At 55.5% G+C, this 15,617-nt stretch carries 14 protein-coding genes; 10 read left to right on the forward strand and 4 right to left on the reverse strand.

The window, feature by feature from the left end; all coding sequences use genetic code 11:
• Window positions 1-31 precede the first annotated feature (31 nt).
• Window positions 32-805, reverse strand: coding sequence for a DeoR/GlpR family DNA-binding transcription regulator (locus AAC086_RS10675; RefSeq protein WP_339778593.1), 774 nt, complete (start codon window positions 803-805; stop codon window positions 32-34).
• A 213-nt stretch (window positions 806-1,018) separates the two neighbouring features.
• Here AAC086_RS10675 and AAC086_RS10680 point away from each other — a divergent pair, with 213 nt between their 5' ends.
• Genes AAC086_RS10680 through AAC086_RS10705 form a run of 6 tightly spaced genes read left to right on the forward strand, consistent with a single transcriptional unit; the run spans window position 1,019 to window position 7,050 of the window.
• Window positions 1,019-2,002 carry an ABC transporter substrate-binding protein gene (locus AAC086_RS10680; RefSeq protein WP_339778595.1) on the forward strand — a complete coding sequence of 328 codons (984 nt, stop codon included), beginning with the start codon at window positions 1,019-1,021 and terminating at the stop codon, window positions 2,000-2,002.
• Window positions 2,002-3,729, forward strand: a complete 1,728-nt coding sequence (locus tag AAC086_RS10685) for an iron ABC transporter permease (RefSeq protein WP_339778596.1) — start codon at window positions 2,002-2,004, stop codon at window positions 3,727-3,729. Before AAC086_RS10680 ends, AAC086_RS10685 begins: the two co-directional genes overlap by 1 nt.
• Entirely contained in the window at window positions 3,717-4,859 is a 1,143-nt protein-coding gene (locus tag AAC086_RS10690) for an ABC transporter ATP-binding protein (protein WP_339778598.1), read from the forward strand. The genes AAC086_RS10685 and AAC086_RS10690 overlap by 13 nt, the downstream gene beginning before the upstream one ends.
• A complete protein-coding gene (locus AAC086_RS10695) occupies window positions 4,859-5,947 on the forward strand; it encodes an MBL fold metallo-hydrolase (RefSeq protein WP_339778599.1) in 1,089 nt (362 codons plus the stop codon). The genes AAC086_RS10690 and AAC086_RS10695 overlap by 1 nt, the downstream gene beginning before the upstream one ends.
• Before the next feature lie 9 nt (window positions 5,948-5,956).
• On the forward strand, window positions 5,957-6,559 hold the full coding sequence (locus AAC086_RS10700) for a histidine phosphatase family protein (RefSeq protein WP_339778601.1): 603 nt from the start codon (window positions 5,957-5,959) through the stop codon (window positions 6,557-6,559).
• On the forward strand, window positions 6,556-7,050 hold the full coding sequence (locus tag AAC086_RS10705) for a polynucleotide kinase (RefSeq protein WP_339778603.1): 495 nt from the start codon (window positions 6,556-6,558) through the stop codon (window positions 7,048-7,050). Before AAC086_RS10700 ends, AAC086_RS10705 begins: the two co-directional genes overlap by 4 nt.
• A gap of 79 nt (window positions 7,051-7,129) precedes the next feature.
• Here AAC086_RS10705 and AAC086_RS10710 read toward each other — a convergent pair whose 3' ends face one another.
• From AAC086_RS10710 to AAC086_RS10720, 3 genes are all read right to left on the reverse strand, one after another.
• Window positions 7,130-7,591 carry a thermonuclease family protein gene (locus AAC086_RS10710; protein WP_339778604.1) on the reverse strand — a complete coding sequence of 154 codons (462 nt, stop codon included), beginning with the start codon at window positions 7,589-7,591 and terminating at the stop codon, window positions 7,130-7,132.
• 36 nt (window positions 7,592-7,627) lie between these two features.
• Entirely contained in the window at window positions 7,628-8,182 is a 555-nt protein-coding gene (locus AAC086_RS10715) for an AAA family ATPase (RefSeq protein ID WP_339778606.1), read from the reverse strand.
• Window positions 8,183-8,438: 256 nt separating this feature from the next.
• Entirely contained in the window at window positions 8,439-9,395 is a 957-nt protein-coding gene (locus AAC086_RS10720) for a LysR family transcriptional regulator (RefSeq protein ID WP_339778607.1), read from the reverse strand.
• A gap of 270 nt (window positions 9,396-9,665) precedes the next feature.
• On the opposite strand from AAC086_RS10720, the gene chvE reads away from it, so the two are divergent.
• From chvE to araD, 4 genes are all read left to right on the forward strand, one after another.
• Window positions 9,666-10,757, forward strand: coding sequence for a multiple monosaccharide ABC transporter substrate-binding protein (gene chvE, locus AAC086_RS10725; RefSeq protein WP_339778609.1), 1,092 nt, complete (start codon window positions 9,666-9,668; stop codon window positions 10,755-10,757).
• Between the two features lie 171 nt (window positions 10,758-10,928).
• Window positions 10,929-12,449, forward strand: a complete 1,521-nt coding sequence (mmsA, locus tag AAC086_RS10730) for a multiple monosaccharide ABC transporter ATP-binding protein (RefSeq protein ID WP_339778610.1) — start codon at window positions 10,929-10,931, stop codon at window positions 12,447-12,449.
• Window positions 12,450-12,459: 10 nt separating this feature from the next.
• On the forward strand, window positions 12,460-13,644 hold the full coding sequence (gene mmsB, locus AAC086_RS10735) for a multiple monosaccharide ABC transporter permease (RefSeq protein ID WP_339778612.1): 1,185 nt from the start codon (window positions 12,460-12,462) through the stop codon (window positions 13,642-13,644).
• Between the two features lie 177 nt (window positions 13,645-13,821).
• Window positions 13,822-15,567, forward strand: a complete 1,746-nt coding sequence (gene araD, locus AAC086_RS10740) for an L-arabinonate dehydratase (protein WP_339778613.1) — start codon at window positions 13,822-13,824, stop codon at window positions 15,565-15,567.
• Window positions 15,568-15,617 lie beyond the last annotated feature (50 nt).

The following is a 15,617-nucleotide window of genomic DNA, read 5'->3' on the forward strand; positions in this document are numbered from 1 at the left end:
TATTGCAAAGGGTTTTGGCGGTATTTTTCTATTATGAAGCAACAATCAGGCTGGTGCGGTTTTGCACCAGCCTTTTTTGTAATGTGTCTGACGGGGCGGCGTTTAGAATAACCGTGTCAAAGTCGCTGGCATGACCATCACGGCACAGGGCCTTGCGGCCCATTTTGCGTTCATCGACCAGTAAAATGGCATGGTCGCAACATTGCACCAAGGCCCGCCGGGCGCGTACTTCATCCATGTTGAAATCCATCAAATCGCCGTCCGGCCCCATGCCGCCCACGCTGACAATGCCAAAATCGGCGCGATAACAGCCGAAAAACTCGGCACTGTCCGCCCCGATCACATCGAGATCGCGCGTACGGATGGTGCCCCCCGCCAGCCGCAAGGTCACGCCCGGCGCATTTTGCAGGGTAAGCACCACATGCAGGTTGTTGGTTAACACCGTTAAGTTGCGATGCTGCGCCAGGTTAAGGGCTGCCAGTTCGGCGGTGGTGCCCGTCCCAATGGCAATGGTGCAGCCTTCGGGGATGATGCCGGTCAGTTTGGCAGCAAGGGCGCGTTTGCCATCGCGGTTCCAGACCTCGCGTTTTTCATAACTGGTATTATCGGGCACCGGGGCGGGCCCGGCTTTGCCGTGGCGGCGAAAAATGCGCCCCTGTTCCTGCAGATCGCGCAGGTCAGTGCGGATGGTTTGAACAGAAACGTCAAACCGGCGTGCGAGTTCCGCGACAGCCATGAAGCCACAGGATTTTACCAGCGACACAATGCGGTCGCGACGGTTTTCAATTGGCACGGGACGGGGCATTTAAAGACCTTTTCTATTTTCGCACGAAAGTTTCCATTTCGCTTGCCCCTGATTATAGCGACGCAAAAATCCGGCTGAAAACCCAATATTCGCTGTTGAAACAATTAATTCTTAGCTTTGTCACACAACTGTTATGAAAATATCGGTAGCGTCCCCCTCACGTTGTTTTCGTACGAAACCGTCAAAAAGTTTCAACCGGTCCAAGGAATGTTGATGATGCGTAAAGTTCTTCTTGCTGCCGTGGCGTCGGCCACAATGATGTTGCCAATCGTGGGTCAGGCTGCTGAAAAGCTGGTTCTTTATACCAGCCAGCCCAACCAGGATGCCCAAACCACCGTTGATGCCTTCAAGGCGGCCTATCCGGATGTTGAAGTTGACTGGGTGCGCGACGGTACCACCAAATTGATGGCGAAACTGGGTGCCGAAATTGCCGCAGGTGACCCGCGCCCCGACGTTTTGCTGATTGCCGATACCGTCACACTGGAAGGCATGAAGCAGCAAGGTCAGCTTCAGGCGTATAAATCGCCGCAAGCGGGCGCCTATGACCCGGCCCTGTATGATGCCGAAGGGTATTATTATTCGACCAAGCTGATCACCACCGGTATTGTCTATAATACCGGCGTGTCAAAAAAGCCGACTTCGTGGAAAGACCTGGCTGATCCGGCCCTTAAAAACCAGATTGTGATGCCCAGCCCGCTTTATTCCGGTGCGGCCCTGATCCATCTTTCAACCCTGACTGAAAACCCCGATCTCGGCTGGGATTATTACCAGGCCCTGGCTGACAACAATGCCCGGGCGCAGGGTGGCAATGGCGGTGTGTTCAAGGCCGTGGCATCGGGTGAAAAGCCCTATGGTGTTGTTGTTGATTTCCTTGCTCTGCGGGGCAAGGCAGCAGGGTCGCCGGTTGATTTTGTGTTCCCGAGCGAAGGTGTCACCTATGTGACCGAACCGGTGGCAATTTTGAAAACGGCCAAAAATGTTGAAGCTGCGCACAAGTTTGTTGACTTTGTTCTGTCGGAAAAAGGTCAGAAGCTGGTGCAGGATATGGGGTATATCCCGGCGCGCAACGACATGGACCTGCCGGCCGGTTTCCCGGAGCGCAAGGATATCAAGTTAATGGCGTTTGACCCGGCTGTGGCCTTGAAAAATGCCGACGTGAACAAAAAGAAATTCGCCGAGATGTTCGGGGCAGAATAATGTTGGCTGTCGGACGCGCGAAAGCAGCATCCGGCCTGCAAATGGGAAGCAACCGGTTTTCAGGCCGGTTGCTGCCTTTGCTGTTTGTGCCGGTGATCATTATTTCGGTTCTGCCCATGATCCGCCTGGCGGTCGAGGGCCTGTTTGTGCAAGGAACGCCCAGCCTGGATTATTTGCGCGATGTGGCGCAAAGCAGCCAGACATGGCGGGCAACGGCGCACAGTCTTTATACGGCGGCACTGGGAACCCTTATATCCGTGCTGATTGGCGGGGCCTTTGCCTTTTTGGTGGCCTTGACAGATATCCGGGCCAAGGCGGCACTGGTGTTTTGTTTCATGATCCCGATGATGATCCCGCCGCAAATTACCGCCCTTGCCTGGGTGCAGTTAACCGGGCCCAGCAGTGCGCTTTTAAATGCCATCGGCATGGCCCCGGCAATGGGATCGTCCCAGCCGCTTTATTCAGCCGAGGGGATTGCCCTGTTGCTGGGCATTCAGCACGCCTCAATCGTATTTTTAACCCTGCGGGCCAACTTGCGCCTGTTGCCGCGCGAACAGATCGAGGCCGCACGGTTGGCCGGGGCGCGGGGCGGGCGGCTATGGTGGCAGGTGATTTTACCGCTGACCAGCCCCGGCCTGATCGCGGGCACAGCCATGGCTTTTGTGACGGCACTGGGTAATTTCGGCATTCAGGCCATGCTGGGAATTCCGGGCAATTACATTACCCTGCCCACCCTTATTTATCGCAAACTTTCCAGTTTTGGCCCGGCGGCGCTGGGCGAGGTGTCGGTGCTGGCCATGCTGATTGGCCTGATCGCGGTGGCTGGTGTGATTTTGCACCATCGTTTGCTGCGCAAACGCGATTATCGTTTGATGGGGGTGGTCGGAAGGCCATTGGACATCAAGCTGGGCAACCGCCGTATTGTCATTGAAATTGTGTTATGGGCGGTTCTGGTCACCATTTTGGTGGTGCCGCTGATGGCGTTGATGGCAACGTCGCTGGTGCCTGCGTTTGGTGTGCGCCTTGGACTGGATAATTTCAGTTTCGATGCCTTTTATCAGGTGCTGTTTGTACAGCCCGCCACCATGCGCGCCTTTCATAACAGCCTTGTATTGTCGGTTGGGGCGGCGATTGTGCTGGTCGGGGTGTGTTTACCCCTTGCCTATATTATTGTGCGCCGTCCGACACGGTTAACCCGCGTGATTAATTTGCTGGTCGAAATTCCCTATGCCTTGCCCGGTGTGGTGTTGGCCATTGCCTGCATTTTGCTGTTTATCCGCATTCCGGTTTTGAATGTCAGTTTGTATGGCACGCTGGCGATTATCTTTGTCGCCTATCTGGCGCGGTTCCTGGTCATTGCCTTGCGCCCGGTAATGAACAGCTTTTTGCAGCTTGACCCGGCACTGGAAGAAGCCGCCCAGGCCTGTGGGGCCGGGGTGGGGCGGCGGTTGCGCGATATATTGTTGCCCCTTGCCGCACCCGCGGCCGCAGCCGGTGCATTATTGGTGTTTTTAACCGCGTTTAACGAACTGACTGTTTCCGCCCTTCTGTGGTCGGCAGGTAATGAAACGCTGGGTGTTCTGATTTTTAATCTTGATGATAGCGGCGACAGCGTTCTGGCATCGGCCGTGGCTGTCATGGTGGTGGGTGTTGTTGTTGCCCTGATGACAGGGTTTCAACTGGCATCGCGCCATTTGCCCAAGGGAGTAATACCGTGGCAGACATAAATCTGGGCAATGTCACCAAAACATTTGGTGACTATCATGCGGTTAATAATGTGTCGCTAAACATTGCCGATGGCGAATTTGTGGCCCTGCTGGGGCCGTCGGGCTGTGGCAAAACCACATTGTTGCGCCTGCTGGCCGGGTTCGAGGAACCCGATGGCGGGGTGATTTCGCTGGCCGGGCAGGCGGTGGCCGACCCGCGCGCAAATATCATGGTCGCGCCTGAAGACCGCAATCTGGGTATTGTGTTTCAGTCCTATGCGCTTTGGCCGCATATGTCGGTGGCGCGCAATGTGGGGTATCCGCTGGAAGTGCGTAAATTATCGCGCGCGGATCGTGATAAACGCATTCGTGATGCGTTGGCGATCGTATCGTTGGACGATTATGCTGATCGTTCCCCCACCGAGCTGAGCGGCGGGCAACGCCAGCGTGTGGCCCTGGCCCGCTGCCTTGTGATGGAGCCGCGTGCGGTGTTGCTCGATGAACCGCTGGCCAATCTTGATGTGCATCTGCGTGAAACCATGCAGCAGGCCTTTTTAGATTTTCACCGCCGGACCGGGGCAACGATGATTTACGTAACCCATGATCAGGCGGAAGCCATGGCGATGGCGGACCGGATTGCCGTGATGGATCGGGGGCATATCCGCCAGATGGCCGCCCCTGAAACCCTTTATCGCGAACCGAATGACCATATGGTTGCCGGTTTTGTTGGGGCCGGGGCAGTGTTGCCGGTGGGCGGGGTGACGATGCAGGGCGATGGCCGATGTGCCGTGCGTATTGGCACTGCCGATGTGTTCGCCCGGATCAGCATTGAAGCCAGCCATCATTGCCGCGCGCACCGGGCCAGCATGGTGCCGTCAAATGATGGTGCGGTGGTTGTTGATGGGCAAACACAGCCGCAAACATCGCTGGGGCTGTGCTTGCGGCCCGAAGATGTGCGGGTCGATATGCAGGGGAATTTAACCGGGATGGTTGATGACTGTGTGTATCTGGGCGGGCGGTTTCGCCTGTCAGTCCGCCTTGACGGGCAGCATTCAGTGCCGGTTTACGCCGATCAGCGGGCCCGCATTGGCGAACAAATTTCATTGTCGATCCGCGATGGTTGGGTCTTTTCACGCCAGGAGGCGGTATAATGGCGGCGGGTATTCGTGTGTTATCGGGCCTGGGCGAAAAAGCCCCGGCCTGTATCCGGCTGGATTTTTTAAACCGGCGCTGGCTGCTTGACTGTGGCGACGGGCTGGAAAATGAACCGGGGTTCGATCCGGCATGGCTGACCAAAGTGAACGCCGTTTTCATTTCCCATGATCACGTTGATCATATCGGTGCGGCGCATTATGCCGTTGAGGCAGGCTTGCCAATTTATTGCACCGCCGTTACTGCCAAGGCCTTGCCGCCAGGGGCTGATGTGAACATTTTGCCTGCTTTTGGCGAAATTCAGGTTGATGGCGTAACCGTAACCACCGGGCGCACCGGTCATGCCTTTGGTGGGGTGTGGTTGCATTTTGATGTCGGTGGCGGGATGCTTTATACTGGCGATATTTGCACGGAATCGGATTACTTTTTGTATGATCCGGCCCCTGACGCCGCGACGGTTTTGTGCGACACATCCTATGGCATGGATAATGTATCTCAGCGTGATCGTATTGATGGTTTGTTAGGTGCCGTTGCCGGGTTTGACGGGCAAATTATGTTTCCCGTGCCGCCCAGTGGCCGGGCCGCCGAAATGGCCCTGCTGTTTGAGCGCCACGGACTAACCGACTGGACAATGGATATGCGCTGTTATGGCCGTGTTCAGCAGGTATTGACGCCAGGCGGGCAGGATTTTGTAAACCCCGAAGCCATTGCCGATTTACGCCGCCTTGCCCCCAAGGCCCGCGAATTTAACCCCGATGCCAAACTGTTATTGTGCCATTCCCCGTGCGGCACCAGGGGCGCATCGGGTGAAATTACCCGCAAGTGGCAGGAACAGGGGCGTTTGGGGCAGGATGCCAAGGTGATTTATACCGGTTATATGTCCGAAACGGCACGGAGGCTGGTCAGCGAGGGCAAGGGCGAGTTTCATCGCTGGAACGTGCATCCGCGTTTGTGCGATGTGGTTGAACTGGTTCAAAACTGCCATGCTTTACAGATCGTTCCGTTATTTTGTACCCGTCCCGAAGAATTCGGCCTTGTCGAAGGATTTGAAGGCCGGTTACAGCTATCGGACCGGTTTTATCTGTAAGGTTTTCACATGATTTCCCCCTATTGGCACTATGACATGCCTGCGGTACCGTTTGTTTTTATGCGCCACGGCGAAACCGAAGCCAACCGCACCGGCATTATTGCCGGGTCCACCGATGTGCCCTTGAATGCCACCGGCGAAGAACAGGCACGTGCGATTGCCCCCTTAATGGCGCAATATAAATGGCGGGCGGTATATGCCAGCACCCAATCCCGGGCGCAGCGCACAGCCGAACTGGCCGTGCCTACCCACCAGGCCGAAATTCTGCCCGGTTTGCGCGAACGCCATTGGGGCGATCTGGAAGGGCGACCGATAACCGAATTATGCCAGCGTTATGAAACCCCGCCAAACGGCGAACCCTTTAACGATATGTGTAAGCGGGTGTGCGAGGCGCTAAAAATTGCCCTTGCCGGGCATGGTGATGCGCAAGGCCTGACCGTGATTGTCGGTCATTCGGGGGTGATGCGCTGCATTTTACACCTGACCGGGTTTGATGCCGACGGCCCGCGCATTATGAATGCCACGCCATTTTTATTTACCCCCCAAGACGGTCGCTGGACCCATGAAATGCTATCAGAACAGGCAAATGCTGCCAGACAGGATATGGAATGACCTTTGAAAATAACGAGCTGGTGCCAGGATCCGCCAGCCAGCCGCGTCCGGCGGTGGTCTTTGACGTTGATGGCACACTGGCCGAATTTGATGCCGATGCCTTGGGCCATCTGGTGCATGGGCCGGTAAAATACTGGGATGCATTTTTTGATGCGATGGATGTGACCGCTCCGGTGGCCGATATTGAACGGCTGTTGCGTATTTTGCACGGCACCGGGCAGGCCATTGTCATTTGTACGGGCCGCCCCGAAGGTTGGCGTGACCGTACCGAAGGGTGGCTAAAGGCACATGAAATTCCGTTTGACGGGGTTTATTTGCGCCCGGTCGATGCCGATCACCGCAGTGACGAAGAGGTCAAAGAAGATTTGTTGCACCAAATCCGGGCCGATGGCTTTGCCCCGTGGCTGGTGGTCGATGACCGCCAATCGGTGGTCGATAAATGGCGCGACCTTGGCCTGACCTGCCTGCAATGTGCACCGGGCAATTTCTGATTTTATATTTGGGCGGAAATGGGAAACCGGCGGCAGGAAATACCGCCGGTTTTGTTTTGGGCGTGCCGTGGGGGCGGCCCTAACCACACCAGGGGGCACGTTTTGTTTTGCCATCATAGGCGCGTGCAAGGCCATTATTGATCAGTTCCTGATCAAGGGCGCGGCCATCAATGCGGACCGATGCCACAACGCGCCCGCCATAGCGGCCCCATTCCGGTTCGCAAAATTCAACCTTTTGCGCGTGTTTCAGGCTTTGCCGTGCATAGTCACGGGCTTTGCTGGCCAGTTCTTTTTCCATCGGGCATTTGCCGCGCATTTCGGGGGTATCCACCCCGCGCACGCGCACCGACATTTGGGCAATTTCTCCGGGCAAGCCCGGGATCAGGATATAAATTGTGTCGCCGTCATAGGCATATTCGCCTGCGCGTTCCCGCAGGGGCCAATCATAACAGGCGGCGTTTGCGGCCATCACCGGCAGCACACAGCCCGCCAGTGCCGCAGCCACAAAGGCGGCGCGGTGGAAATAAAAAGGTGCAGGCATTGTTTGCTCGTTTTTTATCGTGTTTATTTTTAAGGGTCACAGCTTTAACCGCGACAATATTTGCTCTGCCCGTTGTTCGACCGGGCCTTTACGTATTTCGATGGGCGCGTACCCGCATTCAAGATAGGTGCGAAACAAAATCACATAGGTTCTGACGGCCTCGGCGAAGTTTTGTGTTCTTGCGCTGTCGGTTTTGTAAATCTCGGCCCAGGGTGGCAGGATAAAAACCGACCGGCGATAGCGATAGGTTTCAATCGCCCGCATCAGGGCCGGGTCGTCGGGCAGGCCGGATAACCGGCGATGCGCCAGGGTATCGGGCAGGCCGCGATCAAAAAAAACAGGTAAGGGGTCCTGTTCCATGCCGTCCTGCCAGGCGCGGATTGATCCGCGCATCATCAGGCCGCTATAGGCATCGTTGTCATCCCACGGCAGGGCATTGCCGCCGCGTTCTTGCTGGTTTTCAATAACGTTGCGGGCAACCTCCGGGCTGGTGTCATAGCCACGTTCACTTAGGTGATTGATCAGTGTGGTTTTGCCCGCACCGGGGCCGCCGGTGATGACAATAAGGTTCGATGGATAAGGCACTTGCATTGATATTCCCTGCTCAAGGCGGCACCATATGGCGGCGCTTTGCGGCAAGCTGATGGCGAAATGAAAGGATTGTGTTGAGAGGGCGAAACCCGGCATGTCAAGCGATGCAGGGCATTAATCGCAAGGTCGAAGGCTGTCAATATGCTGATTACACACCCCGATGCCGCCGGTTTTATCACCTGTCGGGGTTCGTTGTTTTTGCCCGTTGCGAAACCGGCGGCGCGCCGTTGGGCCGCGCTGGCATCTTGGCGGGATGTTACCTGTTGGGGCCTTCGATCCGGGCCAGAATATGATCTGATACCAATTGTGCCGAAGGTGACAGGCGGTGCCCGGCGGCGGTCAGCAGGCTATAGGGTTTGATCTCGATTGTTTCGCTGAGCGGCAATTCGGCAATTGCTGCGCCACGCGTGAGCAGCGATGTCACTTCTTCGGCCATCGGGGCAATGGCGTCGCTGTCGCTGATCGATGCCAGTGTGACCAGCAAAGATGCCGTATTGAGCCCTGATCGCGGCAGCGGCAGGTTTTGGGCGATGAAAACATCCTCGATGGTGCGGCGCATCAGGTTGCCCGGCGGCGGCAAGATCCATTCATATTGCGCCAGTTGGGCCATTGTCACCGGGTTATGTGCCAAAAGCGGATGCCCGTTGCGCACCAGAAAGCGGATTTTTTCACTGCGGATCTGGCGAATATGAAACAGGCGCGGGTCCATATCCTGTGGCACGCGGCCAATGATAAAGTCATATTCCCCGGCCAGCAGGCTTTTGATCAGAACATGCGACGGGCCGATGGCAACATGGGCTTCAAACAGGGTGTTGCGCGATTGAATGTCGCGGACCACCGGTACGACCAGATCAACGGCCGCCGCCGTCACCGCGCCAATAAAAACCGTGCCGCCGCCGTTTTTGATGTCTTCAATTTCGCGTTCGGCCTCGCGCATTTCAATCAGCATGGTGCGCGCCCGCTGGGCCAGGGCGCGCCCGGCATTGGTCATTTCCACCCCGCGTGCGCCGCGCTCACACAGGCGGGTGCCCAGCATTTCTTCCATCTCGGACAATAACCGCGATGCGGCGGGTTGCGATGTTTTTAACATTGCAGCGGCCAGGCTGATCTGGCCGGTTTCCTCCATCGCCACAACCATGCGCAAATGGCTGATTTTCAGCCCGCGTTTAAACAGGTTTCCGGCCCCCAAAAGCAGGGTTTGCGACGGCGTCATAACAGGAGGGTGCGGTAGTTGAACCATGGGTTGCGGGCTTTCGTGACGGGTGTGCGATGGCTGAATATAACATCATATCATTTTTGATATGAAACGTTCAGTTTTCATTATTTGAATGTTATGGCAAAGCAACAGAATATTGCGCCGTTGGTGTCATTAAAGAATGGCAGTCGTTACGCAAAATAATGCGACACAACAAGGACGGGCACCTGGTGCCTTAACCAAACAGGCGAATGCCGGAAATTGTTGTGTCATTAGGGAGAAAACATAATGAAACGTTTTAGTGCTGTATTGGCCGGCATTGCCTTTGGCGCGGCCGCGACCTTTGCCCCGTCCATGCCAGGGGGCCTTGGCATGAGTCCGGCTTTTGCGGCTGACAAGGGCTATGTCGGTATTGCGATGCCGACCAAATCTTCTGCGCGCTGGATTTCAGATGGGGAGTCGATGGTCAAGCAGTTTGAAGAAGCCGGATATAAAACCGACCTTCAATATGCCGAAGATGATATTCCCAATCAGCTGTCGCAGATTGAAAACATGATTGTGAAGGGCGTTGATGTGCTGGTGATTGCCGCCATCGATGGATCGACCCTGTCCAATGCGCTGGCAAATGCCAAGGCAGCCGGGATCAAGGTTTTTGCCTATGACCGTTTGATCCGCGATAGTGGCGATGTCGATTATTATTCCACGTTTGACAATTTCAAGGTTGGTGTTCTTCAGGCAAGCTCGCTGTTAGATGGTCTGGCATCACGCGGCGACGGCCCTTATAATGTTGAACTGTTTGGCGGTTCACCCGACGATAACAACGCCTATTTCTTCTATAATGGCGCAATGTCGATTTTGCAGCCGTTAATCGATAACGGCACCGTTGTTGTCAAATCCGGCCAGATGGGCATGGACAAGGTTGGCACCCTGCGTTGGGATGGCGCGGTTGCCCAGGCCCGCATGGATAACCTTCTGTCGGCGTATTACACCGATGAAAAGGTTGACGGTGTTTTGTCGCCCTATGATGGATTGTCGATTGGTATCCTGTCCTCGCTGAAAGGCGTTGGTTATGGATCGGGCGATATGAAAATGCCGATCGTCACCGGGCAGGACGCTGAATTGCCGTCGATCAAATCCATTCTTGCCGGTGAACAATATTCCACCGTTTTTAAAGATACCCGTGAACTGGCCCGTGTGACGGTCAGCATGGTCAATGACGTTCTGGCAGGCAACGAGCCGACTGTGAACGACACCAAAACCTATGACAATGGCGTCAAGGTTGTTCCGTCCTATCTGCTGGAACCGGTATTGGTCGATAAATCCAACTGGGAAGGCATTATTCTCGGTTCCGGTTACTATACGGCTGACCAGGTTAAATAAGCACGGTTTTGCAAGAACATGAAAGCGGGCGGGGATATGTCGCCGCCCGCTTTTCTGACAAAGCCGAAAGCCGCCGGATCAAACCAGGTGGCGGTCGGTCCGCTGTGGCAAGTCAGACGGGCCGTTTTGCAAAAGGGAGCCGGCAGCACGGCCGGAATTCGGGAGGACCGGATGGATACCATCCTGGAAATGCGCAATATCACCAAGACCTTTCCCGGTGTGAAGGCGCTTGATGATGTTAATCTTAAGGTGCGACGGGGCGAAATTCATGCCCTGTGCGGAGAAAACGGCGCTGGAAAATCAACCTTGATGAAGGTTCTGAGCGGGGTTTATCCGCACGGAACCTATGAAGGCGACATTCTGTTTGATGATGACATTCAGTCATTCAAGCATATTCGCGACAGCGAAGAACGCGGCATTATCATTATCCACCAGGAACTGGCTTTGGTGCCGTTGCTATCGATTGCCGAGAACATTTTTCTCGGCAATGAATTGTCCGAAAACGGGGTGATCAACTGGCCCAAAACCTTTGCCCGCACCACCGAACTTCTGGGCAAGGTTGGCCTGCGCGAAGCCCCGACAACGCTGGTGACCAATATCGGGGTTGGTAAACAGCAACTGGTGGAAATTGCCAAGGCCCTGTCCAAACAGGTGAAATTGCTGATCCTTGACGAGCCGACCTCGAGTTTACAGGAAAATGACAGCCAGAAATTGCTCGATCTTTTGATCGAATTTCGCAATCAGGGCATTACCTCGATCCTGATTTCGCACAAATTAAATGAAATCAGCCGCGTTGCCGACCGGATTACCGTGATCCGCGATGGCAAGGCCGTTTCAACGCTGGATTGCCATGACGGCCAAATTAGCGAGGACGATATCGTCAAGGATATGGTCGGGCGCGACATGGCGCACCGCTATCCCGAGCGCACACCCGTAATTGGCACCACCATGATGGAGGTGCGCAACTGGACCTGTTATCACCCGCTTCATCCCACCCAAAAGCTGATCAAGAACGTGAATATCGATGTGGCGGCAGGCGAAGTTGTGGGGATTGCCGGTTTGATGGGGGCCGGACGGACCGAACTTGCCATGAGCATCTTTGGCAAATCATACGGCCATAATATCAGTGGCGAGGTTTTCATCCATGGCAAACAGGTGGATGTTTCCACCGTGCCGCGCGCCATTGCATCGGGCCTGGCCTATGTGACCGAGGACCGCAAGGAAATGGGCCTGATCCTTGATGAAAGCATTACCACCAACATCACCCTGGCCAATTTGCCCGGTGTGTCGGAATACGGGGTGCTTAATGACGGGGCCGAACGCGGCATTGCCGAGGAATACCGCCAGAAAATCAACATCCGTACCCCCAATGTCGGCCAGAAGGTTGTTAACCTTTCGGGCGGGAACCAGCAAAAGGTTGTGTTGTCCAAGTGGCTGTTTGCCGGGCCGGAAGTGCTGATCCTCGACGAGCCGACCCGCGGTATTGATGTGGGGGCGAAATACGAGATTTATTCAATTATCAATCAGCTGGCAGCCGATGGCAAAGGGGTCATCATGATCTCGTCGGAGATGCCGGAACTTCTGGGGATGTGCGACCGCATTTACGTGATGAATGAGGGCGAAATCAAGGGGCAGCTGGCCGCAAGCGATGCCAGCCAGGAAAAGATCATGCACATGATCCTGAAGGGGTGAGGACAGACCAATGAGTGATACTTCAAGCAAAAATATCAGCTACTACCTGCGCACCCATATGCGTGAATATGGCATGGTTCTGGCGCTAATCGCGATCATGGCGTTTTTTCAATATCTGACCGACGGCGTTTTGATGAAGCCGGTCAACCTGACCAACCTGTTTTTGCAAAACAGCTATGTCATCATCATGGCTGTAGGCATGTTGCTGGTGATTGTCGGGGGCAATATTGACCTGTCGGTGGGCTCGGTTGTGGGCTTTATCGGGGCGCTGGCCGCAGTGATGTCGGTGCAGTGGAACCTGCCAACCATTGTTGTCGTTCCGGTGTGTCTGATCGCGGGTGGTCTTATTGGCTGCGCGCAAGGCTATTGGGTGGCGTATTGGCGCATTCCGTCCTTTATTGTGACTTTGGCCGGGATGCTGGTTTTTCGCGGTTTGACGCTGGCCTTGCTGGGCGGGGCATCGGTTGGTCCGTTTCCGGCCAATTTCCAGTTGATGTCGTCGGGCTTTGTGCCGGACTTTTTCGGCGGGCTGGTTGATGGCCGGTTTAACGTTTTTTCCATGGCGCTGGGTCTTTTTGTTGCCGTGCTGCTACCTGTATTGGGGCTGCGGGCACGGGCCAAGCAAGCCCGGTTTGCCGCAGTTGAAGAACCAATGGCGTTTTTTGCCGCCAAACATGCTCTTGCGGGCCTTGCGATATTGTATATTGCCTATCTTTTATCGACCTATCGTGGTTTGCCCAATGTGCTGATCATTATGGCCGTGCTGATTGCGATTTTCACTTTTATTACCAACAGCACCACAATCGGACGGCGCATTTATGCGATGGGGGGCAATGAAAAGGCCGCTCAGCTTTCCGGCATCAATACCCGCAAACTGGCATTTCTGACTTTCGCCAATATGGGCATGCTGGCCGGGCTGGCCGGGCTGGTTTTTGCCGCCCGTTTAAATACCGCAACCCCGAAAGCCGGGTTTGCCTTTGAGCTTGACGTGATCGCAGCCGTCTTTATCGGTGGCGCGTCCATGTCTGGTGGTGTTGGTAAAATTATCGGCGCTGTCGTCGGCGCCCTGATCATGGGCGTTATGAATAACGGGATGTCGATTGTGGGTGTCGGTATTGACTGGCAGCAGGTGATTAAAGGCCTGGTGTTGCTCGCCGCAGTGATTTTCGATGTCTATAACAAAAACAAGGCCTAACGAAGTGATGACATACCAAAACGGCGCGAAAACCGGGCAAGGGCGGGGATGTGAAAGCACATTTTGCGCCCATAAATCCGTGTCTTTGACCCGTTTGACTATCTATCCGGGTGCGTTTTGCGCCCGGACCGCGGGGGTAAAATACACCGCGTTCAACATAAACTCAGGAGACCGGGCATGATCAACTTTAAACCCGCAGCCTGGCCGCGCACATTGCGTTCGCAAGGATGGTTTGGTGGTACGAGCAAGGACAATATCTATCACCGCAGCTGGATGAAAAACCAGGGCCTGCCTGCCGATCTGTTCGACGGCCGCCCGGTGATTGGTATTTGCAATACCTGGTCGCAATTAACCCCGTGCAACGCGCATTTGCGCGATTTGGCAGAGCGGGTCAAACATGGCATTTACGAAGCTGGTGGCCTGCCGCTGGAATTTCCGGTGTTTTCACCAGGTGAAAGCACGCTGCGCCCCACGGCCATGATGTTCCGCAACTTGTGCGCCATGGATGTGGAAGAAGCCCTGCGTGGCACCCCGCTCGATGGCGTGGTGTTGATGGTGGGCTGCGATAAAACCACACCGGCATTGCTGATGGGGGCATCGAGCGTTGATATTCCCGCCATTGTCGTGACCGGCGGGCCAATGCTGAATGGCAAATGGCGCGGGCAGGATATTGGCTCGGGCACGTCGCTGTGGCAATTGTCCGAAGATCGCAAGGCCGGCAAGATCAGCACCGAGGATTTCCTCGATGCTGAAATGGCGATGTCGCGTTCGCCCGGGTCGTGCAACACCATGGGCACCGCATCGAGCATGGCCAGCATGGCCGAGGCGCTGGGTATGGCCCTGTCGGGCAATGCCGCCATTCCTGCTGTTGACAGTCGCCGCCGGGTGATGGCCCATTTAACCGGGCGTCGCATTGTACAAATGGTTAAGGATGACCTTAAACCGTCTGACGTGATGACCAAGGATGCCTTTGAAAACGCCATTCGTGTCAATGGCGCGATTGGTGGCTCGACCAATGCGGTTATTCACCTTCTGGCGATTGCCGGGCGCCTGGGGGTTGATCTGACCCTTGATGACTGGGACCGTTTGGGACGCGATATTCCGACCATCGTTAATTTGCAGCCATCGGGCAAATATCTGATGGAAGAATTTTTCTATGCCGGTGGCTTGCCGGTGGTGATCAAGGCGCTGGCCGAAAGCGGGCAGATCCACAAAGACGCCATCACGGTTTCGGGCGAAACCATGTGGGACCAGGTCGCCGAGGTGCGCAACTGGAACGACGATGTTATTTTGCCGTTTGAAAAAGCCCTGACCCAGCATGGCGGCATCGCCGTGGTCAAGGGCAACCTGGCCCCGAACGGCGCGGTGCTTAAACCATCTGCCGCGTCAGAACACCTGATGACCCACCGTGGGCGCGCCGTGGTGTTTGAAGATATCGACGATTACAAGGCCAAGATTAACGATGAAAGCCTCGATATTGACGAAAATTGCATCATGGTTTTGAAAAACTGCGGTCCCAAGGGCTATCCCGGCATGGCCGAGGTTGGCAATATGGGCCTGCCGCCCAAGGTTTTGCGCAAAGGCATTACCGACATGGTGCGTATTTCCGACGCCCGCATGAGCGGCACGGCATACGGCACCGTTGTTTTGCACACATCCCCCGAAGCCGCCGCCGGTGGCCCGCTGGCGATTGTGCAAAATGGCGACATGATCGAACTTGATGTGCCGAACCGCCGCTTGCATCTTGATGTGCCTGACGATGAAATCGCCAGCCGTCTGGCTGCCTGGCAAACCACGGTGCCGATACCGGCAAGCGGTTATGCATCCCTTTATTACAGCCACGTCATTGGCGCCGATAAAGGGGCTGATTTTGACTTCTTGCTGGGCGGTCGCGGCAAGGAGATCCCGAAGGATAGTCACTAAAATCGGGGCTAAAAACGCCACACCAGCTTGTTAAACGGCAAGATGGTGTG

Origin of the sequence: uncultured Thalassospira sp. (genome assembly GCF_963976115.1) — a bacterium.
Taxonomy (GTDB): domain Bacteria; phylum Pseudomonadota; class Alphaproteobacteria; order Rhodospirillales; family Thalassospiraceae; genus Thalassospira.